The sequence below is a fragment of the Dietzia cercidiphylli genome (assembly GCF_039531545.1).
GTDB classification, from domain to species: Bacteria; Actinomycetota; Actinomycetes; order Mycobacteriales; family Mycobacteriaceae; genus Dietzia; species Dietzia natronolimnaea.
In genome coordinates this window covers 80,449-102,063 of record NZ_BAAAQG010000003.1, presented here as the reverse complement: position 1 = coordinate 102,063, position 21,615 = coordinate 80,449, and the positions used below count along the sequence as shown (strand labels likewise).

General features: G+C 60.5%; 19 protein-coding genes and 2 pseudogenes. 8 read left to right on the top strand and 13 right to left on the bottom strand.

Features of this window, described 5'->3' with window-relative positions; all coding sequences use genetic code 11:
- Window positions 1-20 precede the first annotated feature (20 nt).
- A pseudogene (locus tag ABD250_RS02145) lies at window positions 21-1,273 on the top strand (IS3 family transposase).
- An 83-nt stretch (window positions 1,274-1,356) separates the two neighbouring features.
- Here the strand turns inward: ABD250_RS02145 and ABD250_RS02140 are convergent.
- From ABD250_RS02140 to ABD250_RS02100, 9 genes and pseudogenes are all read right to left on the bottom strand, one after another.
- Window positions 1,357-2,613, bottom strand: a pseudogene (locus ABD250_RS02140) (IS256 family transposase).
- A 108-nt stretch (window positions 2,614-2,721) separates the two neighbouring features.
- Window positions 2,722-2,973, bottom strand: a complete 252-nt coding sequence (locus ABD250_RS02135; protein ID WP_344390313.1) for a hypothetical protein — start codon at window positions 2,971-2,973, stop codon at window positions 2,722-2,724.
- 433 nt (window positions 2,974-3,406) lie between these two features.
- Window positions 3,407-4,570, bottom strand: a complete 1,164-nt coding sequence (locus ABD250_RS02130) for a lipopolysaccharide biosynthesis protein (RefSeq protein WP_182658798.1) — start codon at window positions 4,568-4,570, stop codon at window positions 3,407-3,409.
- 114 nt (window positions 4,571-4,684) lie between these two features.
- Complete coding sequence (locus ABD250_RS02125; RefSeq protein ID WP_277817594.1) at window positions 4,685-5,200, bottom strand: acyltransferase; 516 nt, start codon at window positions 5,198-5,200, stop codon at window positions 4,685-4,687.
- Between the two features lie 127 nt (window positions 5,201-5,327).
- The gene (gene asnB / locus ABD250_RS02120) at window positions 5,328-7,190 is read right to left on the bottom strand and encodes an asparagine synthase (glutamine-hydrolyzing) (protein ID WP_206685743.1); all 1,863 of its coding nucleotides are present in this window, start codon (window positions 7,188-7,190) and stop codon (window positions 5,328-5,330) included.
- A gap of 121 nt (window positions 7,191-7,311) precedes the next feature.
- Window positions 7,312-8,574 carry a nucleotide sugar dehydrogenase gene (locus ABD250_RS02115; RefSeq protein WP_182658795.1) on the bottom strand — a complete coding sequence of 421 codons (1,263 nt, stop codon included), beginning with the start codon at window positions 8,572-8,574 and terminating at the stop codon, window positions 7,312-7,314.
- On the bottom strand, window positions 8,571-9,500 hold the full coding sequence (locus ABD250_RS02110) for an NAD-dependent epimerase/dehydratase family protein (RefSeq protein WP_182658794.1): 930 nt from the start codon (window positions 9,498-9,500) through the stop codon (window positions 8,571-8,573). The genes ABD250_RS02115 and ABD250_RS02110 overlap by 4 nt, the downstream gene beginning before the upstream one ends.
- Window positions 9,497-11,350, bottom strand: coding sequence for a polysaccharide biosynthesis protein (locus ABD250_RS02105; protein ID WP_344390309.1), 1,854 nt, complete (start codon window positions 11,348-11,350; stop codon window positions 9,497-9,499). The genes ABD250_RS02110 and ABD250_RS02105 overlap by 4 nt, the downstream gene beginning before the upstream one ends.
- A 55-nt stretch (window positions 11,351-11,405) precedes the next feature.
- Window positions 11,406-12,788 carry a polysaccharide biosynthesis tyrosine autokinase gene (locus tag ABD250_RS02100; RefSeq protein WP_182659353.1) on the bottom strand — a complete coding sequence of 461 codons (1,383 nt, stop codon included), beginning with the start codon at window positions 12,786-12,788 and terminating at the stop codon, window positions 11,406-11,408.
- Between the two features lie 333 nt (window positions 12,789-13,121).
- On the opposite strand from ABD250_RS02100, the gene ABD250_RS02095 reads away from it, so the two are divergent.
- Window positions 13,122-13,583: a YdcF family protein gene (locus ABD250_RS02095; RefSeq protein ID WP_338404241.1), complete on the top strand. Its 462-nt coding sequence runs from the start codon at window positions 13,122-13,124 to the stop codon at window positions 13,581-13,583.
- A 142-nt stretch (window positions 13,584-13,725) separates the two neighbouring features.
- Here ABD250_RS02095 and ABD250_RS02090 read toward each other — a convergent pair whose 3' ends face one another.
- From ABD250_RS02090 to ABD250_RS02080, 3 genes are all read right to left on the bottom strand, one after another.
- Window positions 13,726-14,286, bottom strand: coding sequence for a Ku family protein (locus ABD250_RS02090; protein WP_182659352.1), 561 nt, complete (start codon window positions 14,284-14,286; stop codon window positions 13,726-13,728).
- Between the two features lie 139 nt (window positions 14,287-14,425).
- Window positions 14,426-15,499: an IS630 family transposase gene (locus tag ABD250_RS02085; protein ID WP_182659351.1), complete on the bottom strand. Its 1,074-nt coding sequence runs from the start codon at window positions 15,497-15,499 to the stop codon at window positions 14,426-14,428.
- Between the two features lie 239 nt (window positions 15,500-15,738).
- Window positions 15,739-16,302 carry a zinc-binding metallopeptidase family protein gene (locus ABD250_RS02080; protein WP_344390299.1) on the bottom strand — a complete coding sequence of 188 codons (564 nt, stop codon included), beginning with the start codon at window positions 16,300-16,302 and terminating at the stop codon, window positions 15,739-15,741.
- Between the two features lie 133 nt (window positions 16,303-16,435).
- Here ABD250_RS02080 and ABD250_RS18035 point away from each other — a divergent pair, with 133 nt between their 5' ends.
- The 4 genes from ABD250_RS18035 to ABD250_RS02060 all read left to right on the top strand — a co-directional run bounded on the left by ABD250_RS18035 (window position 16,436) and on the right by ABD250_RS02060 (window position 18,949).
- A complete protein-coding gene (locus ABD250_RS18035; RefSeq protein WP_425551856.1) occupies window positions 16,436-16,900 on the top strand; it encodes a hypothetical protein in 465 nt (154 codons plus the stop codon).
- Window positions 16,901-17,043: 143 nt separating this feature from the next.
- Entirely contained in the window at window positions 17,044-17,991 is a 948-nt protein-coding gene (locus ABD250_RS02070; RefSeq protein WP_182659602.1) for a hypothetical protein, read from the top strand.
- Window positions 17,984-18,319 (top strand): hypothetical protein, encoded by a 336-nt coding sequence (locus ABD250_RS02065; protein WP_182659601.1) that lies wholly within the window; start codon window positions 17,984-17,986, stop codon window positions 18,317-18,319. Before ABD250_RS02070 ends, ABD250_RS02065 begins: the two co-directional genes overlap by 8 nt.
- A 72-nt stretch (window positions 18,320-18,391) precedes the next feature.
- The gene (locus ABD250_RS02060; protein ID WP_182659600.1) at window positions 18,392-18,949 is read left to right on the top strand and encodes a hypothetical protein; all 558 of its coding nucleotides are present in this window, start codon (window positions 18,392-18,394) and stop codon (window positions 18,947-18,949) included.
- A gap of 73 nt (window positions 18,950-19,022) precedes the next feature.
- Here ABD250_RS02060 and ABD250_RS02055 read toward each other — a convergent pair whose 3' ends face one another.
- The gene (locus tag ABD250_RS02055) at window positions 19,023-20,273 is read right to left on the bottom strand and encodes an amidohydrolase (RefSeq protein ID WP_344390295.1); all 1,251 of its coding nucleotides are present in this window, start codon (window positions 20,271-20,273) and stop codon (window positions 19,023-19,025) included.
- A gap of 170 nt (window positions 20,274-20,443) precedes the next feature.
- Here ABD250_RS02055 and ABD250_RS02050 point away from each other — a divergent pair, with 170 nt between their 5' ends.
- The gene (locus ABD250_RS02050) at window positions 20,444-20,821 is read left to right on the top strand and encodes a PH domain-containing protein (protein WP_182659598.1); all 378 of its coding nucleotides are present in this window, start codon (window positions 20,444-20,446) and stop codon (window positions 20,819-20,821) included.
- Window positions 20,802-21,539, top strand: coding sequence for a PD-(D/E)XK nuclease family protein (locus tag ABD250_RS18030; RefSeq protein ID WP_425551855.1), 738 nt, complete (start codon window positions 20,802-20,804; stop codon window positions 21,537-21,539). Before ABD250_RS02050 ends, ABD250_RS18030 begins: the two co-directional genes overlap by 20 nt.
- Window positions 21,540-21,615: the final 76 nt, after the last annotated feature.

Below are 21,615 nucleotides of genomic sequence, written 5' to 3'. Positions count from 1 at the left end.
GGGAAGGGATCATTGGGAATATGGGAGCACCTCGCAAGTACCCGGATGAGCTTCGTGAACGCGCGACGCGGATGGCGCTGGAAGCACTGTCCGACCCCGACCGCTCGCATGGTGCGATCGTGCGTGTCGCCGAGCACCTCGGCGTGCACCGCGAAGCACTACGGACCTGGGTCCGCAAAGCCCAGGCCGAGGGCCAGGACGCCTCGTCGGTCTCGGCTGATCGCGACGCCCGCCTGGCCCAGCTGGAGAAGGAAAACCGCGAGCTACGGCGGGCGAACACGATTTTGAAGCAGGCGTCGGCTTTTTTCGCTGCGGAGCTGGACCGTCCACAGCGCTGAAGGTCGAGTTCATCGACCGCCACAAGGACGAACACGGTGTCCAGCCGATCTGCGACGCACTGGCCGAGACCAGCGCCGCGATCGCGCCTTCGTCCTACTGCGCCGCCAAGACCCGGCCGCCCTCAGCGCGGTCGGTTCGCGACGCCGAACTGACGGCTGCGATCACCACGATGTACGAGGAGAACTACCACGTGTACGGAGCCCGGAAGATGTGGAAGGAGCTGGGCCGCGCCGGCCACCAGGTCGCCCGCTGCACCGTCGAACGCCTCATGAGAGCCGAAGGCCTCAAAGGGGTCCAGCGGGCCAAGTCGCCGCGCACCACCCGGCCAAGGGCTGAGACTGAGCGGCCCGCTGACCTGGTGGAACGCAAGTTCGTCGCCGAGCGCCCGAATCAACTTTGGGTCGCCGACATCACCTACATTCGCACGTACGCCGGGTGGGTGTACGCGGCGTTCATCATCGACGTCTACTCGCGGATGGTCGTCGGGTGGCAGCTGTCCAAGAACTTGTACACCGATCTGGCCCTGGACGCGCTGAACATGGCGATCTGGCAGCGCACCCACACCTGCGACGACCTCAGCGGACTGATTCATCACAGCGACCGCGGCGTGCAATACCGAGCGCTGCGCTACACCGAACGGCTCGAAGAACAGGACCTGGTGGCCTCGGTGGGTTCACGCGGCGACTCCTATGACAACGCGATGGCCGAGGCGTTCAACTCCCTGTTCAAGGCCGAGCTGATTCGCAACCGCCACAAGGGACCGTGGCGAGGAATCGACGACCTCGAGATCGCCGTCCCCGAGTACATCGACTGGTTCAACCACCGCCGGATTCACGGCGAGATCGGCTACGTCCCACCGGCGGAGTACGAAGCACAACACACGGCGGTCGAACCGGCACCAGAGTCCGTCGACGACCTCATCGACGCCAGATAACCACCCTCTACAAAACCCGGGGCTTGACATACTCATCAAGCTCCTAGTAGCGGTGTAACTGGTTCTTGATCCTTCGTTGTTGCTCAGGCGGGTAGTTGCATCAGTGGATCGGTGGTCACCTCCGTGGTGAGCTGGTGTCGCTGTCGGTGGGCAGTGTGAGTCGGCAGCGTTTCAGGACTTCGAGTCCGAGGTAGCGGCGCCCTTCGGCCCATTCGTCGGTCTGCTCGGCAGGACCGCGCCGATGAGGCGGACGATTGCCTCGCGGTTGGGGAAGATCCCCACGACGTCGGTGCGGCGGCGGGTCTCTCGGTTGAGCCGTTCGGTGGGGTTGCTGGACCAGATTTGTCGCCACACGTCGTCGGGGAACGTGGTGAAGGCGAGCAGGTCCCCGCGGGCATCGCCGAGGTGGTCGGCGACGTCGGGCAGCCTGCCGTCGGTGTACTCCAGAAGCCGGTCGATCTGCTCGTGCACCGCGGGTAGCGGTGGGCTGGTCATACACGCTGTGCAGCATCGCTTTCACGGCCGGCCACACCGACTTGGGGCACACGACCATCAGGTTGGCGGCGTAGTGGGTGCGGCAGCGCTCCCACGCCGCGCCGGGCAGGTTCGCCGCGATCGCCTCGACGAACTCGGCGTGGGCCTCGAAGGTCACCAGACGGACCCGCCCAGGCCGCGGGCCACCAGGTCGGCGAAGAAGGTGTTCCACGAGGCCTTGGTCTCGCTGGTCGCCACCTGCATGCCCAGGACCTCGCGGTGGCCGTAGCCGTTGACCCCGGTGGCCAACAGGACCGAAGCCTTGACGACCTGATTGTTCTCCCGGACCTTGATCGTCAGGGCGTCGGCGGTGACGAAGGTGAACGGCCCGGCCTCGTCCAGGCGGCGGTGCCGGAACGCGGCGACCTGCTCGCCCAGGTGTTCGGCCATCCGTGAGACCTGCGACTTGGACAGCGAGTCGATGCCCAGGGTCTTGACCAGCTTGTCCATCCGGCGGGTCGAGACCCCGGCCAGGTAGCAGTCCGCCACGACGGTGATCAGCGCGGACTCGGCCCGCTTGCGGCGCTCGAGAAGCCACTCGGGAAAGTAGCTGCCTGAGCGCAACTTCGGGATGGCGAGGTCGACGGTGCCGACGCGAGTGTCCAGGGGCGGAGGCGGTAGCCGTTGCGGCGGTTGGTGCGGTCGGTGGTGCGGGCGTTCCATTCGGCGCCCCATGCGCTGTCGGCGTCGGCGTAAAGCAATACGTTGATCATGGTCTGCAGCAGCTCACGCATCAGATCCGGTCATGCGTCGGCGAGGGCTTGGGTAAGCAGGCCTGCAGGGTCGACAATATGGGGTGCGGTCATCGCGATGACTCCTCGAGGATTCTTTAGACGGTTGACTCGAAGGATCACGCGGTGGCCGCTCTACATCCATCAACGACACGGATGTCGGAGACGATCTCGGCCACCGAGTTACACCACCCTATGGGGCACTATTATCGACGCCAGCACCTGGTCAAAGTCGGGCTTGGCGTAATCCTCCGAGACGCGCTTGCGCCCGTCGAAGAACGTCCCTGCAATCTCGGCCGGGTTCATCGACGCCGCTTGGCCGGCGGTGATGCCGTACGCGGTGATCGTCATCTTCACCGCCGCGATCTCCCGGCGCGAGCATCCGACGGCGGCGACAATCTCGCTGTAGCTATGCCCGGCCAGCGCCAACGTCACCATGGCCTTTTAGTCGGCCACGCGAGCCTCATCAAAAAGGAAAAGACGGCGCATTCGCGACGCCTCGCCCCAAGCAGACCACCCCACGTGGCCCGCGAAGCACCAAGTCGCCGGAATCGCAGTACCTTCTGGCCCTACCAGCCAACCACATTAACCGCTAGCTCTGACCACCTTGTTACACAGAACTCTTGACAGGCTCGGCGTCGATGTCGCGTTAGCATGGGACACGAAGACACCCGTTGTGGGCGTAGATGCTTAGTCGCTTTCAAACCTCACACGGAGGCTTACCTCAGTTCATCCCGCCATGCCGACCGAAGACACAACCTCCGTCGTCAGTATAGATAGAGTGGGCACAAGCGCCTCATGGCCACCATCAACTCGAAAGGCAAGGCGCCCCGGCAGGAGGACACGGCCACGTGGAAATCACTAGGAGTCAACGTATATAGATTCGGTATGCAACCGCCATCGACGCTAATGCGCAAAAGCAGCCGAGAGACGACGCCACCGCCGCACCAACCAGTCCAAAGAGACTAGTCAGCGGTACTATGCATGCAAGCATTACCGCCACGCCTAATGCGCCAGTCGCCGTCGGAATTCGGTGACTACCAGTTATGCGAATCGAATTGCAAAAGGTCTGATACGGTGGAAGCGCCGCAGCACCGACGAGGCTAGCGAGAAGCACAGGATACGAGGGCTCAAATTCTCGGCCGTACATTAAAACAATTAGAGGATACCCGACCAAGCCAACCAGGCCGGCACAAACCAAGCCGAGAAACAGGGCCTTTCTAACCATCCGAGGTACTGAATGAGCCATTCCATTGGCCGCGAGGTACTGGGCGCGCCAGCTGTATTGACTGGGAGCGATCTCAATCAAAATATTAAACGAAATACCCACCGAATAAATGCCGGCTCCGGCCGGACCAACGATTAGGTACACAACCAAGAGGTCCGCTCGGCTCAACGCCATCTGGCTGACTCGATTAGGTACCCAGTGAGCACCGCGTAGGATCGATTTATACGCTTTGGGTCGAGCCACTTGCGACGATTCGCCAACGCGGAACAGTGTCGGTATCGACAAGGCAACGCCCGTCAGCATGCTCCCCACGACAATGATCACAGTCGTGCCCTCATTCAGGCCACCCAAGAGGCCCAAAACGATAGTAATAAGCAAAACTGAAGCTTGCTGAACAAGCACCAGGACGGCAAAGCGCATCGGACCATATCGGCCATTCATAATAACGCCGGCCTGATTAAGTACAGTTATCGCGCACGCTGCCGCGACAACGTAGGCTAAAAACGGCAACAGTGGATGCAACAATACAAAGAGCACGGCGCCCGAAACGCAGTATGCGACCCAATATGGTGCCATCCAGTACGCAGACCGCTCCTGAGATCCAGATTTCTTGCCGTGCCGGACCACCTCCGAAGCCAATTCACAATTAATCACTGCAAATAAAAGGTTGCCCGCTGCAACTATCGAAGAAAAAGAACCTTTCGTCTCGGCACCCCCCAATCGCGCCATCAACACACTGGCTAGAACCCCTAGACCAATTGCGATAAATCGGATTACAGTGGCGCGGAAGGTATCACCCCTCACGAACGAACCTAACCGTAGCACTACCGCTCCTAGATCGAAATGACAGAAGGTGGTGAATGAACTGACTAGATCACGCGCCTATTTCTTTCCGCAAAACAGGCAGTTTCCAGACAGCTACAGCCATACGCTGCTTTCCAGGAACCGTCTTTTCTCGACTGCTGACATCTGTTTAGTAGGTACTCCCTTTCTCGACGACTTGGCTACATAGCTTTCCACGGAATCCAAAACACGCGCCGGGCAACCAGCAACCACCGACCCGCTTGGAACGTCTTTAGTCACAACCGACCCTGCTCCGACCACGACGTCATCGCCGATGTTGACGCCGGGCAAAATTATAGAATTCACACCGATGAAGACGTTGTTCCCAACCACGATGCGGCCGAAGACATCCAACCTAGGATCATCCTCTCGCGCCACCCATACACCGCCGTCGTGGGTAATGAACCTAACCCCCGAAGTCACGCGCACCCGGCTACCAAGCGACACCAAATATGGCTCCGAGCCAAAAGTAGCGATAGACACATCGAGAAACGAGCAATTGGTGCCGAACAAAACGCCCTTAGCGCGAAGGTAGCGGCTCGGGGCGACTCGTACAAACAGTCGGTCCGCGATCTTTCTAAAGACTCTCATAATCATAATCCGAACACCTCTCCGAACTAATGTGAAAATGACCTATCAACTCGAATACAGTTCTCGCCCACTAAGAACAATGAGATTGAACAGCTGAATTCCGCGAAGTGATGAGACTAGCTGACCACTAAGGGCGATCCCTCAGCCATAGCTCCAAAACAAGCAGACTATACCGAAGAAAATCAGTGTTCTTGTTCGCCATCTCGGTGCCATTGAACAAGCGTCGAACGAACATGGGATCGAGATACGACGAAATCAAGGGCTCTCCGGATTCAAACAAGTCACCGACCATCGGGCGCAAATCGTTGCCCATCCATTCCCCCATAGGTACGGAAAAACCGCGCTTAGGAGAGTCGATAACCTCGTCCGGGATGAGACCCCGGTAAGAGTCCTTAAGCAATGCCTTACGTCGACCGTTGCGGACCCGAAAATTCGCAGGCAAGCGAAAAGCGAATTCAGCGAGATGGAAATCTAGCAGCGGGGACCTTGCTTCAACCGAATGCGCCATAGTGGCCATATCCATCTTGACCAGCAAGTCGGAAAGCAAAACTATAGATAGCTCCGCATTAATCTGCCGGTCAAGCATATTCAGAGCTGGAATATTGAGCTCGGAGACTATCCGTTCGCTCGGACTCTGCGGGTTACCGATCCATGCAAGTTCCTTGTCTCTGGTGTCGAACATATCGACGGTCCACATCAGATACTGTTGCTCCCAGCTTGCAGCAAGACTCCGCTGCAACCGCCCAATCCGGCGTCCTGCGCTGCCCGGCACGTGCGACACTGGGCGTTCTAACAAGCTGAAGAACTTTCGAGCACGAGGTGGAGTAGTAAGGCCACGCTGGAGGTATCTCGTCATCAAATAGCGACCGTACCCCGCAAACAGCTCATCACCTCCGTCTCCGTTCAGCACAACCTTTACGTGCTTGCTCGCGAACTCCGAGATCGCCATACTTGGAATTGCACTTGAGTCAGCGTAAGGCTGATCGTAATGCTTGACGACCTTCGGGATGAGCTCCGCTGGAGATAGCGGTAAGCTGACAGAATGACTCTTGAGACCAAACCTCTTCGCAGTCCGCTGCGCCACCATCGACTCGTCGTTCGCGAAACCCTCGAAACCAACTGTGAATGCGTCGACACCTATTCCGCCTTGCTTAGCAATCTCATACGCTACGACGCTGCTGTCAACTCCACCGGAAAGGAAAACGCCCACCGGCACATCTGAAACAAGTCTCTTCTTCGTCGCCGCGCCAACTAGCTCGCGAGTCTTCGCTTTGGCATCCTCGTAGCTTAGCCTCAACTTTGGCTCAAACGTGGGCGACCAGTATTGAGTGACTGTTGAACCAGCCGCACTCATTACCATCATGGAACCAGGCGCTATACAGCGAATCTCTTTGTAGATTGTGCCCGGCTGCGGTACAACACCGAAGGAAAGATAGTCAAAGATCGATTGATCCGAAACCGTCGCTGATATTCCTAGACGATCAAGCAGCGGAACTAGCCCCTTAAGCTCCGAAGCGAACGCCAGGCCGCCCCCAGGAACGTTAGCGTAATACAGCGGCTTCTTACCGAGCCGGTCGCGAGCCAACAGGAATACGCCTTCCTTCCTATCATAAAGCGCGATAGCGAACATGCCGTCGAGCTTATCTAGGAAAGCTGTACCGCACTCTTCATACAGATGCACCAGGACCTCTGAGTCGGCATCAGAGTTCAGAACGTGGCCACGTTCCCGCAGAGATTTTGCCAATTCCCGGTAGTTGTAAATTTCCCCGTTGAAGACAGCGACGACACCGCCGTCCTCTGAGTAGACGGGCTGCGAGCCGTGCTTTAAGTCAATGATAGATAACCGACACATGGCCAAGAACGTCCCCGGCCACTCGCCGTAACCGGTCTCGTCAGGGCCGCGATGTTTGAATGCCTCGATCGCCGAGAAAACAGCTTCTTGCAACGGCGCACCAGATCGATCCGATACCACTCCTGCTATTCCGCACATAGACCCGCCCTCCTCGCACTTTGGAGCCCTCGGATTGAAGACCCGGTCTTCCTTGCAACAGGTCATGCGCCACCCGCCGGGGTTGCCGGCAGGAACAGGGCACTAAAATGACTATTCCTCGTTAGAGTAGATGTACGGTTTTAGAGCGACTCATCACCCCACGAGTGTCGAGCACGCATGTGGCGGTCGCCTGAACTAAAGCCAAGTCGATCGATGAGTGCGGTTGCAACAGCACTACCAGATCCGCTTCGCCTAAAGCGACCTCTAGCTCCCGCTCTCCCTCCATCTGAGTCTCGCCGCCGAACTCCCACAATGGCACGAAAGGATCGTAGTAACGAATATCCGCGCCCCAAGCGTTGAGCCTGTTAGCGAGCGGTATGGCGGGACTTTCACGCTGGTCTGAAATGTCGGGCTTATAAGTAACCCCGAGCAACAAAATGCGCGAACCGTTAACTGGCTTTCGCTCGTTATTCAGAATGGCTCTGCACCGGTCGGCAACATACCAAGGAGCGGCATGGTTAATTTCCTCGGCGAGCTCGACCATCCTAAACGCATACCCGAGCTTTGCCTTCACCCTATGCGAAAGGTAGGACGGGTCAATTGGAATGCAATGACCCCCAACTCCCGGCCCGGGCCTAAACCCCATGAATCCAAACGGTTTAGTTGATGCCGCATCAATCGCGTCCCAGAGGTCAATCTCCAACTCCTGGCAGAAGCGAACCATCTCATTAACCAGCGCGATATTCACATGGCGAAACGTATTCTCCAATAGCTTCGCCATCTCCGCTTCCTTCGCCCCCTTAGCCGGAACTACCGTGTCAATAAACGAGGCGTAAAAGTCGCGAGCTTTTTCGGTGCACTGTTCGGTGATACCTCCGACGACTTTCGGCGTATTTTTTACGCCGTAAATCTGGTTCCCTGGATCAATTCGCTCGGGCGAAAAAGCAACATGTAGGTCTTTGCCAACCGTATAACCATTAGCAGTCACCAGCGGAGCAAAAATCTCCTCCGTGGTTCCCGGATAAGTAGTAGATTCGAGGATGCAAACTGCACCCGGCTGGACATGTTCGCCGATTGTTCTAGCGGTCGCCTCCACCGCCCGCAGATCGGGACCACCGTCTGCGCTCAAGGGGGTTGGCACACAAACAACCACGACGTCGGCTTCCCTTATGCATCTGGGATCCAAAGTGGCTTTGTAGCCGCCTTCTAGCCCAGCCGCAAGCATGCCGCTCGTCACATCGTCGATGTGCGACGTGCCTCTGTTTAGATTCTCAACGACCGTCTCGTTCAGGTCCAAACCGATCACTTCGTGACCAGCTTGCGCTGCTCGGAGCGCCATTGGCAGACCAACATAGCCCTGCCCGATTACAACCAGCGTACTCATTTATACTCCTCAACGAACCAGTTGAAAGTGCGGTCTAGTCCGATTTCTAGGGGGACCGGTATTACATTCGGAAACAGGCCGGTAAGCGTTCTATTTACCGCTTGAGAGTGCTTCACGTCTCCAGGTCTAGGGTCACGAAATTCAACTGTTGGCGCGCTATCGGCCAGCGAGCCAATCTGGCCGACGAGTTCTAGCAAAGAGGTATTGGTACCGAAGGCCAAGTTCACCGGCTCGGCATGCGTCACCTTTTTTTCTGCGGCTTCCAACAGCACTTCGCAAACAGTACCAACGTACGTAAAGTCTCTTGAATTCGTACCATCTCCGTTTATCGGCAAAGGCTGGTTTCTCAATAACGAGTCAATGAATATCGGGATAACCGCAGCGTAAACGTGACCCGCCCTCTGCCAGGGCCCGTAAACATTAAAAAACCGGAACGCCAGTGTGCTCATGCCGTACGCCTGCTGAAACGCCAATGCGTACTGTTCAGTTGCGAGCTTGCTTACAGCGTACGGGCTCATTGCTCGTACCCATTCTCTTTCGCTTTTGGGCATCGCAGGGTTCATTCCATAGACTGACGACGACGACGCGACCGAGACATGGCTTACGCTTGCGTCACGAGCAGCGAGAAGCACGTTAAGCGTGCCGGTCGCGTTTGCCTCATGAGTCGCTACAGGATCCTGAACGCTTCGCGGCACACTACCTAGCGCACCCAGGTGGACTACAGAATCGATCCCGTCCATGGCCGACGAAAGCGCCTGCTTATCCAGGAAGGAGTTTTTTCTGAAATCAACGTTCAGGCCATCGATGTTCCGCATGTTTCCTGTGCTGAGATCATCGATTATGCGCACTTCGTGACCCGCCACTGTCGCCATACGTGCGAGGTTGGAGCCAATGAAGCCGGCGCCCCCAGTAATAAGTATCTTCACGCTTTCTCCCATGATAATTTCGGCTTGGTGCTGGAATTCTCATCCAGCCATAACCGAGCATCTTCGTTCGTTTTTATCGACAGCACATAGCCTAAATCTAGGTCAACTGGGGGAACCCGCACTTCAGAGAGCGCTTCGTGCTTTTCCCCGACGACCGGGGTTTCGGAGTCGTCAAACAGCTCTTCTGCAAGCTTTTCGTTGTTTCGTAGCCCGGTGTACACGACCTCGATACTCTTCCCGGACTGCTCAATCAGCGTTCTAGCAACATCCGCAATTTTTACCGGCTCGCCCATATCAAGGACAAGGGTTTCGCCGCTGTCGCCGACAACCGCTGCTTGAAGAACCAATTGACAGGCCTCCTGAATTGTCATAAAGAACCGGTTGACTTCAGGGTCGGTAACTGTCAGCGGGCCCCCGTTCTCAATCTGTTTCTCAAATACAGTCAGCACCGAACCTCGAGATCCTAGTACGTTTCCGAATCGGACCGATACGTACTTTCCCTCGCTGCTACTAGCCGCCTTCGTCGCCGTCAGTTTTTCAGCGATTCGCTTACTAGTACCCAATGACGAACAGGGATTAGCTGCCTTGTCCGTCGAGATGTTTACGAATGTGGCTACTCCGGTACTCTCTGCTGCATCAAGCAAGTTCAGAGTACCCAGCACGTTTGTTTTCAAGGCTTCTAGAGGGTATCTCTCCAAAAGCGGCATATGCTTGAGTGCCGCAGCGTGGAACACGATCTCAGGTCGACGCTTAGCGAAAATGTCAATAATTGAATCGCGGTCTCGGATGGATGCGAGAATCGTATCATCGCCGTCCAGCATCGCCTGATCACTTATTGATAATTGTGCCGAGTGCAGGCCGGATTCATCCCGATCCAACATCATGAGCTCGGCCGGACGGAACCTAATGATTTGACGGCACAGCTCGGACCCTATCGATCCGCCGGCGCCAGTAACCAGTATTCGTTTCCCCCGAATATATTCTGCTATTTGCGTTTGGTTCAGCTTCGCCGGCTTGCGACCCAATAAATCATTTACGTTGATCTCTCGTAGTTCTGTCGCTGCCACACGCCCTGTCATCAACGAGTCCAACGGCGGCAGGACTAAGACATTTAGACCCGCGGCTTCAGCTCTGTCGCGAACGTCTATCAAGTCGTCGCCAGGTAGACTCGGCACGGCGACAATGAGCGTTCCTGCTCCGGTCCGCGTTGCTAGTGCCTCGAGATAGTCACGACCGCCATGCACCCGCACGCCTTCGATTACCATATTCCGTTTGCTCGGGTCATCGTCCAAAATGCCAACTGGGTTGTATTTCGAGGTCACTGATCTTCGGAATTGGCGGACAAGCTGCCTTCCCCCGCTTCCTGCCCCGAATACTATCACCGCTTCAGCGTCTTTCGCGGCCCCGGCACCGAAAAGCTCTTTAGCACGCACCAGCGATCTTAATATCAAAGCCGCGAGTACGATCAACGCCCCGGTTATTAAGGGAACCGACCTCGGAATCTCCCCGTTTTCGCCAATAATCGCGTGGCCCACGAATACCAGGAAGGCGGATCCAATAAACACCATCGACAGCACGCCACTCTCTAGCACGCTTCCGGGGACAAACCGCCCTCTATATAGACCAACGAACCATCCGACGCCGCAACCTAACACCACAAAGCCGATCAGAACCGCGTAGAAGCGCTGCGTCCCCATCGAATTCGCGACTTGCGCTACTGAGAAATCGAAACGCATCCACAGCGCTAAGGTGAATGCCGTTGCCCAAAGAATGGAGTCAGCTAGCATCCATGGCGACACCGTTAGTCCGCCGAAACGGCCGCTGGTGTGCCAGCCGACACGATAGGTCATTTCTAGTTCCTTAGGGAGAGACGTGGGTGCGCATCGATGTAAATCGGTGTTCCGCCTAGCTCGTTGGCGTCTTCGACGAAGAGTAGTACGCGTCGTAATATCCGGTGTCACTTCTCTTAGCCGGCTTGTTAGCGACCGCCACGAGGCCCAATAGGGCCGCGTCTGCCTTCTCGAGGTTGTCAACCGCTTGCGCGACTTGGTCGCTTGTAGTGCGGTTCGAACGCACCACCAGCAACGCGCCGTCACTGATATGAGCGAGCAGAGCGCCGTCCGTCACAGGGAGAAGCGGCGGGGAATCGATTACTACATAGTCGTATTTGCTGCGCAAGTCATCAATGAGGCGCCGCGCCATTTCGGAGGCTAGGAGTTCGGAGGGGTTAGGCGGCAGCGGGCCGCACGCCAACAGGTCCACGCCTGCGTGGCGCGTTTCTTGCACCACATCGGCGAATTCGGCACGGCCGGATAGGATGTTAGTTAGCCCCACCTTGTCGGGCATGGACATATAACTGACCACCCGCGGCCGGCGCAAGTCCGCCTCGATGATGAGGACTCGGTTACCGGACTCGGCCAGAGCTAACGAGAGGTTGATCGTTGTCTCGGATTTCCCCTCAGCTGCAACTGATGAGGTCAGGACGAAGACGCGGGGCGGGCGGTCCACGTTCAAGAACTGTAGGTTCGTCCGCAGGCGGCGAAAACTCTCGGCCGCCGGGGAGTGCCCATCACGAAAGGGAACAATGTGCTCTGCCCCTTTTTGCTTGTCGTCGTTCTTGCGGAACGGTATTGAGCCGACAACCGGTTTCCCTGCGATGGACTCTAACTGTTCCTTAGATTTGACCCGGCGGTCCAGGGTGTTGACGAGGAGCGCAATGCCGACTCCAGCGAGGACGCCCAGCACGACACCGATCGCGATGTTCTGCTCTGTCCTTGGTGCTACCGGAGCTGTAGGTAGCGCCGGGGGATTGACCACGCTCAACCTTGCGAGGGCAGGTCCTCCACCGTCAGGGGTCTCGAGGTCCTCTATAGCCTCCGGAAGCACCTGACCGAATCCCTGCGCGATTTTAAACGCGCGCTGCGGGTCAGAGTCGTTTACCGCTACGTCGAGTAGCACGGTCTTCGCATCGGCGGTTGCCGTAACTGCTTCCGACACGTGAGTTGCAGTGAGGTCGACCCCGGAACTGTCAACGACGTCCTGAGTGATGTCTGTGCTCTTGACAAGAGCCGCGTAGGACTGCACTCGCTGCTGAGCGCCCAAGGACCCCTGATAAGCGGCGAGGGCGGACTCTCCGCCTGCAACTGTCACGTAGAACTGAATCTTCGCCTGGTAAGTCGGGGTCGTTAGAAGGCTCGCTGCGAGTCCTAGGACAGCTCCTATTAGCGTCGCAGCCACGATGGCGATCCAGCGGGCGCGCAGTACAGACAGTAGGTCCCGCAGATCCACTCCAGGTTCCTTTCCTCGAGGTAGTGACGCACAAAAGTTGCCCAGTTCGATGGGCGAAAATCGAACCAGCCGTTGATACTACTTTGCTGAGGCGAACCTCCACACTGGTCGTTCACAGGATGAACATGGATTCACCCGCAGAGTCTCGACTTGGGGCACTTGCTTCCCGAGCAAGCCCTCAGGCGGGCTCCGTAGTCTTACCGTGTGAGACGCCGACCCCGCCAGCACAGAACAACGCTTGTTGCCACGACACTACTTTTGTTAGCGGCTACAGTTTCGGGGCTCACGGCTGCCAGCGCCGTCCTCTATCCGCGGGTTGATGCGCCCCGCTCGGTGGACGCAATCGTGGTGGTAGCGGGCACGAACGACGACCGATACGCCTATGCACGGCGGCTCGCCAACGAAGGCGTGTCCGACCGCATCCTGGTCTCGAAACCACCCAGTGCTGACGGCTCTTACGGGTCCGTGCTCGCGTCGTACTGCGCATCCTCTCCCCTCTACACTTCAGAAGGCCGGAGCGTTGAGGTTGAGTGCTTCGCGCCCGATATTGACACCACCGAGGGCGAGACCACGGCTGCAGCCCGTATCGCCCGCAGCCGGGGGTGGAGAACGCTACTTGTAGTCACGTACTGGGGCCATGTGTCGCGGGTGCGGATCTACTTCGAGCAATGCTTCGGCGAGGCGGTGTTCGTGACCGACACACCCCGCCCCACTTCGATATCACGACGCTACGCCCTGATACACGAGACAGGGGGCTATGTTAAGGCATTCCTCCGACCCGCGTGCTGGCGCTAAGGTAGCGGACCCGATTTCCTTCACCTACAGCGATTCGCTGGTGTCCGGGGTGGGGTGCAGCGGCCTCCAGCCGTCCCGCCGCACGGTGCGGGTCCGGTGACCGGTGGGTCGTCAGCGTGAGTCTTGCGTCTCGGTGGAGAAGTCAACAACTCAAGGTTTGTCGGTTTCGCCGCCGAATGAACGTTGCATAGCGGTCAACATGCCCCGCCAGCGGTCCCTTATCCCGTAGTTTCTGAGAGCTTGGTGGCTTGGCGCTCCGAGCATCAGGTGGCTTACTGGCGGACGCCTTCTTCAGTGGAGCCTGCTTACCCGCTGACCCGCTGCATTCTCGTGCGGCCGACTGGCGCATGGAGTCGGAGACCTTGTCGCCAGAATCCGTCTCAACCTCACCTTCCCCTGGCCCTGCTTCCTCGCGCGGAGCGCCGCTAACGGGGCGGCCCCCTCGTCCGTCATCGCCGCCCGAGGGATCCTTCTCCTGAACCATGAACACCTTACCGGTCGCCGCCTTGGCATCAATGAACTCCTTGAGCTTATTCTGGTTCTCGTCCTCGTACTTCGCCGGCTTGGAATCCGCCGCCATCGTTTCGATCAGCGAGACCGCTATCTTGAGGTCCTGCGGCCGGACCTTGGCCTCCTTGTCCAGCCCCTCCAGATTCGTCGGGCGGATCTCATCCGGCCACGGTAACGCCCGCAGCATCTGCACGTCCGTGCGCACCCTGAGCGCACGACAACCGAGTGCGACTGCGCAGCACGAACGTGCAGATAGCGAGGCGGTCGGTAGGTTACAGGGCCTCCCTCACCAGCGGATTCGCTCGATTCGAGCGCGGCGTCGGCTCAGAGAGCTAGTGTCGCGTTTCTGAAGTTGGTTTAGGGTTCGCTTTCGCGAGGATCTGTTCGGGAGTTTTAGTCCAGACGAACGGGTGTTTGCGGTCGTTCCAGCCCGTGATGAACTGGCGAATCTTGGCATTGAGGTCCTTGACAGATGTAAAGACACCACGGCGGATGGCCTGCCGGTCGATGATCCCGAACCAGACTTCCACGAGGTTGAGCCAGGATCCGGACGTCGGGGTGAAGTGCACGTGGAACCGCGGATGCTGTGCCAGCCACACCTTCACCGCCGGGGTCTTGTGGGTCGCGTAGTTGTCCATCACCAAGTGCAGGTCAACCTCCGGGTAGGCGCGGTCGAGTTGACGCAGGAACGCCAGGAACTCCTGATGGCGATGCTTCGGCTTGACCGCGCCGGTGACGTGCCCGGTCGCAATGTCCAACGCGGCGAACAGAGTCGTGGTGCCGTGCCGCTTGTAATCGTGGGTGTGCCTTTCGATGCTCCCGGTGCGCATCGGCAGCATCGGCGCGGTCCTATCCAGCGCCTGGATCTGACTCTTCTCGTCAACACACAACACGATCGCGTTGTCCGGTGGCGCCAAGTACAACCCCACCACGTCGGTGACCTTCGCGAACAGTTCGGGATCGGTGGAGAACTTGAACGTTCCGGCCCGCCAAGGCTGCACCCCGAACTTGCGCCACGCCCTGGCCACGGTGGCGTTACCGATCTTCAGATGATCCGCCAGCAGGCGTGAGGACCAGTGCGTCACCCCGTACTTCTTCGGCGGAGGAGTCAACGTCGTGGTGATGACCTTCTGGTCATCTATCCGCTTCGGCCGGCCAGAGCGCGACTCGTCGAACAGGCCCGCGATCCCATCCGCCTCATACCTGCCTCGCCACTTCCACACCGTCGTCGGCGTCGTTCGCTCCCGGTCAGCGATCCGAGAGTTCGCCTGACCTTCCGCCGCGAGCAGGATAATCCGCGCCCGCATCGCCAACCCCGATTGGATCGACGTTGACCGCGTCCACGACTCCAACTCCTCGCGGTCACCATCACGAAGAATCAAAGCCGGAGCCGGGTTATTGGGCATGACCCATTCTCCCAAACACCCAAGCATTTAGGAACTAACGACACGCGACACTAGCCGCGAGTGAGACCCGCCGAAGGGCGAACCACCAGCGGCCGCGGTGGGGGTCCAACGGCCGCCGGTGATTCCGTTCCACGATGCCCGGTCGCGACCGAGATGACTGGTCTGCGTTCCCGCTCATCGCGGCGAAGTCGGCGACAACCTGAAGGGGGGGCTCAGGTTTAGCTACCGACTTCGGATCACTATAGAAACCAGGGGTCCAGTCCACAAGTGTCAACAAACTGAATCGCAGCGGGATTCTTCGACCTGTCCAAGCGTTCAGCTGTTTCGAAATGCCGCTGGCCAGCACCAATGGAACTAATAGATGTCCCAGGTCGTGTACCTAGCCAAGAATGATATCCGGCCACAACCTGCGCCCGCGTCGCCGTGAGCAGTGTCGGCTCCTCCACCGGCGCGAAGTGCGGCGAGTGGTTGGCCGGGATCTCCCGGCTCACCGCGCCGCGGGAGACCGCGTCCCGGTAGCGGGCGGGATCCACCGAGCCGACGGTCCAGTACGTGTACGGCACCCCGAACGCATCCGGGATCAGCGAGAAGTCCTCCGACGCCGTCACCCGGCTGGCCTCGTATACCGCACGCGGGCCGAAGTGCTCGACGAACGCCTCGGTGACCGTGTCCGTGACGCCCGGATCGTTGCGGGTGAGCGGGTACTGGTCGTAGTAGTGGAACTCCGGGTCGGTCAGGGCGCCGGCAGCCGCGCACTCCGCGCGGACGATCCGCTCGACCGCAGCGATGACCTGCTCGCGCACCGCCAGGTCGTAGGTGCGGATGGTGAGTAGTCTTCGCGGGAGCCTTCTTAGCCGGCGCCTTCTTTGCCGAGGTGCTCGAGCTCTTTCGGCTCGTGGCCTTCTTGGCGGAACCGGAGTTTTCGTCGTCGTCGTCTTGGTCGTCACTCTTGTCGTCGTCCTCGTCGTCGTCCTGGTCGTCGGCATCGTCCGCCTTGCCGCCCCGGTCCTTCACACTCGCCCGCAGCGCCGCGAGCAGATCGGCCACCTCGTCGTCGCCGTCATCGTCCGACGACTCCTTCTCCTCCACCGTGAACGCCTCACCGCCGGCCGCCTTGGCCTCGATCAACTCCGTGAGCTGATTCTGGTAGTCGTCCTCATACTTCTCGGGCTCGAAGTCCGCCGCCATGGTCTCGATGAGCGACGCCGCCATCTTGACCTACTGCGGCCGGACCTTGGCCTCCTTGTCCAACCCCTCCAGAATCGCCGGGCGGATCTCGTCAGGCCACAGCAACGTCTGCAGCATCAGGATGTCCTTGAAGACCCTGAGCGCACACAGGCGAGTGCGGTTGCGCAGCGTGAACGTGCAGATGGCAGGCGGTCGACTTCATCGCCGTCCTAGAACAGCTTGGCGGGTATGAGCCTGCCTGGGGTTCGCCCGTGACCGCGGAGTGCGTCTTAGGTTCGTTCAAGTAATCCAGTCGACGCGGGCTCGCATTCTGCGCCGCGCAACCGCCGGTCGCCGGCTCAAGAGAAGAGGTCACGGTGTCGAACGCCGAGGAGCAGCGCGCCCGCAAACTCGCCCGCGAGGAGCAGGGCCGTCAGGCTGACCTGCGAAAGCGAGATCAGCGGATCGACCGGGCGGCCGAGGATCTGCCCGAATTCGGGATAGACCTCAGTCGTGACGAGATCGGAGCGTGGTTGGACTTCGCGATGAAGTTGCGTGAGCTCGAAGCAAAGAAGGGGCCGGCGAACCACCATCCGCTCACGGCTCGTTTGTGGGACGAGGGGTGGGTGCTCGCCATCGCCATGCTCTACCGCATGAACCCCGACCAGGATCTGACCAAGCCACCGAAGTCTTCCCTGACCGGGCCCTCTTTCCACCGTTTCGCAAAGCAGAGGCGCGGAACGCTCTACCTCGCGTACAAGTACGCAGCCGAAGCCATGGGCGCGACGATGTCGATCGAGGGCGAACGCATAGTGCAGGAGAACCTCGACGAGGCCTTCCCCGCCCTCGATGCGTTCGTCGTCGACGAGTGGCCCGACACCCTCCGCTTCGACGACGAGGCGGTCTACCAAGTGGGCCACGATGACTACAAGCTGTTCCAAGGGATGCTCGGCGCCCTGTCCGGCTTAGGCGAGGCACTCAGATCCAAGGCGTGGCGCGACGAAGTGACCGCAATGTGCGACCAGCTGAGCGATTCTTGGCTGAAGATCCACGACGACCTGCAGGGCCTGTCTTTTCCCTGCGATGAACCCGATGAGGGCATGTTCGTCGCGGGGGTCTACCTCAACGGCCTCGATCACTGTTTCAGTCTCGAGCAGGGTCACTTCGCCTATTCGATGCAGATTCTCAACCTTTTGCGCGGCCAAGGCACCGACGTCAGTAGCCTCACCGGCAGCTTGGTGGGAGCGTTCACCTCCATGACCGGCATGCTCGACCTGTTTGTCGACGCCGACTTCACGGACGCAGAGTCGCCGGCCCATGCCTGAGACCGCGGACCTACGCCAGGATCTCGAAGCCGCCCAGGACCGGTTCGAGCAGTACCGCATATCTGTGAGCACGGCGTTCGAAGATCGACCCGCCGGCGAGCTGGCCCGGGCCCTCGAGGCCGTACTCCCGGATCTGGCGTTCCACGAAGGTCAGGCGTACGCCGCGACAGTAGCTCTCGATCGGCTGGACGCCGGCGCCGATCAGGCCGCGGTCGCGCAGACGCTGGATCTCGTACTCATCGAGCAGCAGGCCGCGCGGCGCAGCGCGGACTTCCTGGCCGGCGTCGCCACGGTGCTCGCCCGCGCGAGACGGGACGGGGCGGCCTAGCCAGGCGCGGAGGCATCAGCCGAGCCGGGCGGCCGGGCGCGCTCCCGCGGGGACACCGGACACAATGTGTGCATGGCTTCCCCGGAACAGCGCGCACAGTTCGACCTACTCGCCCCGCTACTGGCCCGCGAGGGCGTCGATGTGTGGACCGCGTCCGTCGCCGAACTCGACGCCGGGATGGAGCGCGCCAAGCAGCGCCACGCCGCTGCCGTCGCTCACGTTCGCGCTGTCCTGAACGCCCACGCGCGCAACGACACCTCGGCCGCCGGCGGACTCCTTGAGGCACTGGAGCTGTCCGCCGAGACCACTCCCCCGCCGATCCCCGATGCGCTGACCGTGGCGACCCGCTTCGCCCAACTCGCCCAAACGGTGGCGCCGCAGCTTCCCGCAGAGGTGATCGCCGCGGTCCGAGACAAGGCATCTCGCCCCGACACACCAGACGGTATGGCCCGCCTCAGTGAGGCGGTTCTGCTCGACTGCGACGCCTCCACCGGTCTGCGCACCGTGATCCGCGAGCACGGGCCGGCCGCCGCCCTCTATGCCGCCGCGGCCATGACAGCCGCGGCATTCCGCCTCTGGTCCGAGCACTCCGGGGAGACGATGGACGAGCTCATCAGCGCTCACGCCTGAACTGCGGACGCGGCGACCGCAGGGGCGTGAGGAGGCGGGACCTCGTCGTCGTTGTCGTCGTCCTTGTCGTCTCCTAATCGGCCTCGCGACCGGCGCCCAGGTAGGCCAGCGCCGCCACCACCTGGGCGCGCGTCGCCGTGAGCAGCGTCGGCTCCTCCACCGGCGCGAAGTGCGGCGAGTGGTTGGCCGGGATCTCCTGACTCACCGCGCCGCGGGTGACCGCGTCCCGGTAGCGGGCGGGATCCACCGAGCCGACGGTCCAGTACGTGTACGGCACCCCGAACGCGTCCGGGATCAGCGAGAAGTCCTCCGACGCCGTGACCCGGCTGGCCTCGTACACCGCGCGCGGGCCGAAGTGCTCGACGAACGCCTCGGTGACCGTGTCCGTGACGCCCGAGTCGTTGCGGGTGAGCGGGTACTGGTCGTAGTAGTGGAACTGCGGGTCGGCCGGGGCGCCGGCAGCCGCACACTCCGCGCGGACGATGCGCTCGATCGCCGCGATCACCTGCTCGCGCACCGCCAGGTCGTAGGTGCGGATGTTGAGCAGCAGCTCCGCCGAGTCCGGGATGATGTTGGCCTTCGCGCCCGCCGTGAGCGAGCCGACCGTCACCACCGCGAACGTCCCCGGCTCCACCTCGCGCGAGACGATGGTCTGCAGGCGCAGGACGATCGACGACGCCAGCACCACCGGGTCGACCGCCGTGTGCGGCATCGAGCCGTGCGCGCCCCGGCCGTGGATGGTGATCTTCAGCGAGTCGCCGGCCGAGAGCACCGGACCCGCGACCTTGCCGATCGTGCCGGCCGCCGTGGGCATGACGTGCTGGCTCAGCGCCACATCCGGCCGCGGGACCTGATCGAGCAGGCCGCCCCCGACCATCGCGCGGGCGCCGGCGGCCGTCTCCTCCCCCGGCTGGAACACCGCGATGTAGGTGCCTGAACACGCGTCCCGGTGTTCGGCCAGGATGCGGGTGGCGCCCAGCAGTGCCGCCGCGTGCGCATCGTGGCCACACGCGTGCATGACGCCCGGTTTCTGGGAGGCGTATTCCAGGCCGGTGTCCTCCTGGAGCGGCAGCGCGTCGATGTCCGCGCGGGCCAGGACCGTGGCACCCTCGCCGTTGCTGATCACCGCCACCACGCCCGTCCCGGCGATGCGCTGCGTCGCCAGGCCCAGCGCGGTGAGCTCCTGCTCGATCCGGTCCGCCGTCGCGTGCTCGGCCATGCTGAGCTCCGGGTGGCGGTGGAAGTGGCGGTAGAGGTCGCGCAGCCACGGGAGGTGGTCGGCGACAGCGGTTTCGAGGGCGGCGGAGCTGATGCTGAAGGGCATGGCCCCAGCTTGGCCCTCACGAGCGGAGAGGTGCACCGGTCGATTTCGACGCCGCGCTCTCGCGGTCGAGTCCTACTCGTTGCGTCTCGAAACCCCGGGATCGATGCTTACTATCCCGAGCGACTTCTTCTTCTGTGCGGAATACCCGCCGAATAGATCGGATCCCTCCGTTGACCTCTGCTGTTGCCAGCATCGCCGCCTGGACGTTCGTCGCTGAATGCCCGATTCCCGACGACATCGGGCCTTTGCTCGTTCAGGGCGAGCAGCCGATCGCCGCGTATAAAACGTTCCGCGACTCCGCGATCTTCACCACCAAGCGCCTCATCGTGCGGGATGCCCAGGGCCTCACCGGCAAGAAGGTCGAGATCTACTCCCTGCCATACAACGCGATCAATATGTGGTCGTCCGAAAACGCGGGGAGGATGCTCGACTCCAACTCCGAACTCGAACTGTGGACACGGGCCGGCCACATCAAGATCAACCTGAACCGGGGCGTCGACATTCGGAAGCTCGACCATCTGATCGCGCATGTCGTCCTCAACGGTTGACGGCGATCGGCCTCGCTCAACGGGGCCGGACGTGGTCGACGAATGGGAAACTGCGTTCAGAAAGATGGCCGAGCTAACCCGTCAGCAAAAGAACGCCCGGACGTGGCGCTCAGGTCATCGGACCTTGGTGCGCGAACTCGGGTTACATCGCCTTGAGGTCTACATGTGCCGCGGACTGGCGTGGCTGCTAACGCCAGACGGTTGGCACGGGCTGGGCTCCGAGTACCTCTCTGCCTTTCTCGAGTTGCTCGCCTTGTCGGTCGAGGGCGCAGAGCAGGCTTCCGTCACCACAGAGGAAACTCGCGGGGATACCCGCGCGGACATCATTGTGCGGACTACAGCGGCGACGGTCTTGATCGAAGCAAAGATCTCGGCTCCGGAGGGCGCAAGACAAGCAGACCGACTTGCCGAGGGGTGGAGCCCCGAGAGCCCGTCGTTCGTCTTCTTGACCTCGGACGGTGGCGTCCCGGCCACAGCCGTGGAGAGTGTCGACCAGTGGAGAACGCTGCGGTGGCAGGACCTGGGTGCAATTGGTCGGGTTCTCATGAATCGCATCGGTCCGGGGACCATCGCCCCGGGGGCTCGAGACCTTATCGAAACGCTTGAGATGAGCGGAGAGAGGCCAGCGACAGTGGACGACTCAAAGTTGGATTTCTACTTGCATCACCGCGAGCAGATTCTGGAATGGTCTGACTTACATGGTCAGGCTGGAAGATAGGACCAGTGGGTACGCCTAGTCCGGCGATCCGGTACTTCGATTCCGACGACTCGGTACTCCTCGGGCCCGCCGGGGT

Coding starts and splice junctions, on each gene's coding strand:
- ABD250_RS02065 (WP_182659601.1), top strand. CDS start 17,984: ATGCCTGAGACCGCGGACCTACGCCAGGATCTCGAAGCCGCCCAGGAC.
- ABD250_RS02115 (WP_182658795.1), bottom strand. CDS start 8,574: ATGAGTACGCTGGTTGTAATCGGGCAGGGCTATGTTGGTCTGCCAATG.
- ABD250_RS02055 (WP_344390295.1), bottom strand. CDS start 20,273: ATGCCCTTCAGCATCAGCTCCGCCGCCCTCGAAACCGCTGTCGCCGAC.
- ABD250_RS02085 (WP_182659351.1), bottom strand. CDS start 15,499: ATGCCCAATAACCCGGCTCCGGCTTTGATTCTTCGTGATGGTGACCGC.
- ABD250_RS18030 (WP_425551855.1), top strand. CDS start 20,802: ATGTCGTCCTCAACGGTTGACGGCGATCGGCCTCGCTCAACGGGGCCG.
- ABD250_RS02060 (WP_182659600.1), top strand. CDS start 18,392: ATGGCTTCCCCGGAACAGCGCGCACAGTTCGACCTACTCGCCCCGCTA.
- ABD250_RS02125 (WP_277817594.1), bottom strand. CDS start 5,200: ATGAGAGTCTTTAGAAAGATCGCGGACCGACTGTTTGTACGAGTCGCC.
- ABD250_RS02105 (WP_344390309.1), bottom strand. CDS start 11,350: ATGACCTATCGTGTCGGCTGGCACACCAGCGGCCGTTTCGGCGGACTA.
- asnB (WP_206685743.1), bottom strand. CDS start 7,190: ATGTGCGGAATAGCAGGAGTGGTATCGGATCGATCTGGTGCGCCGTTG.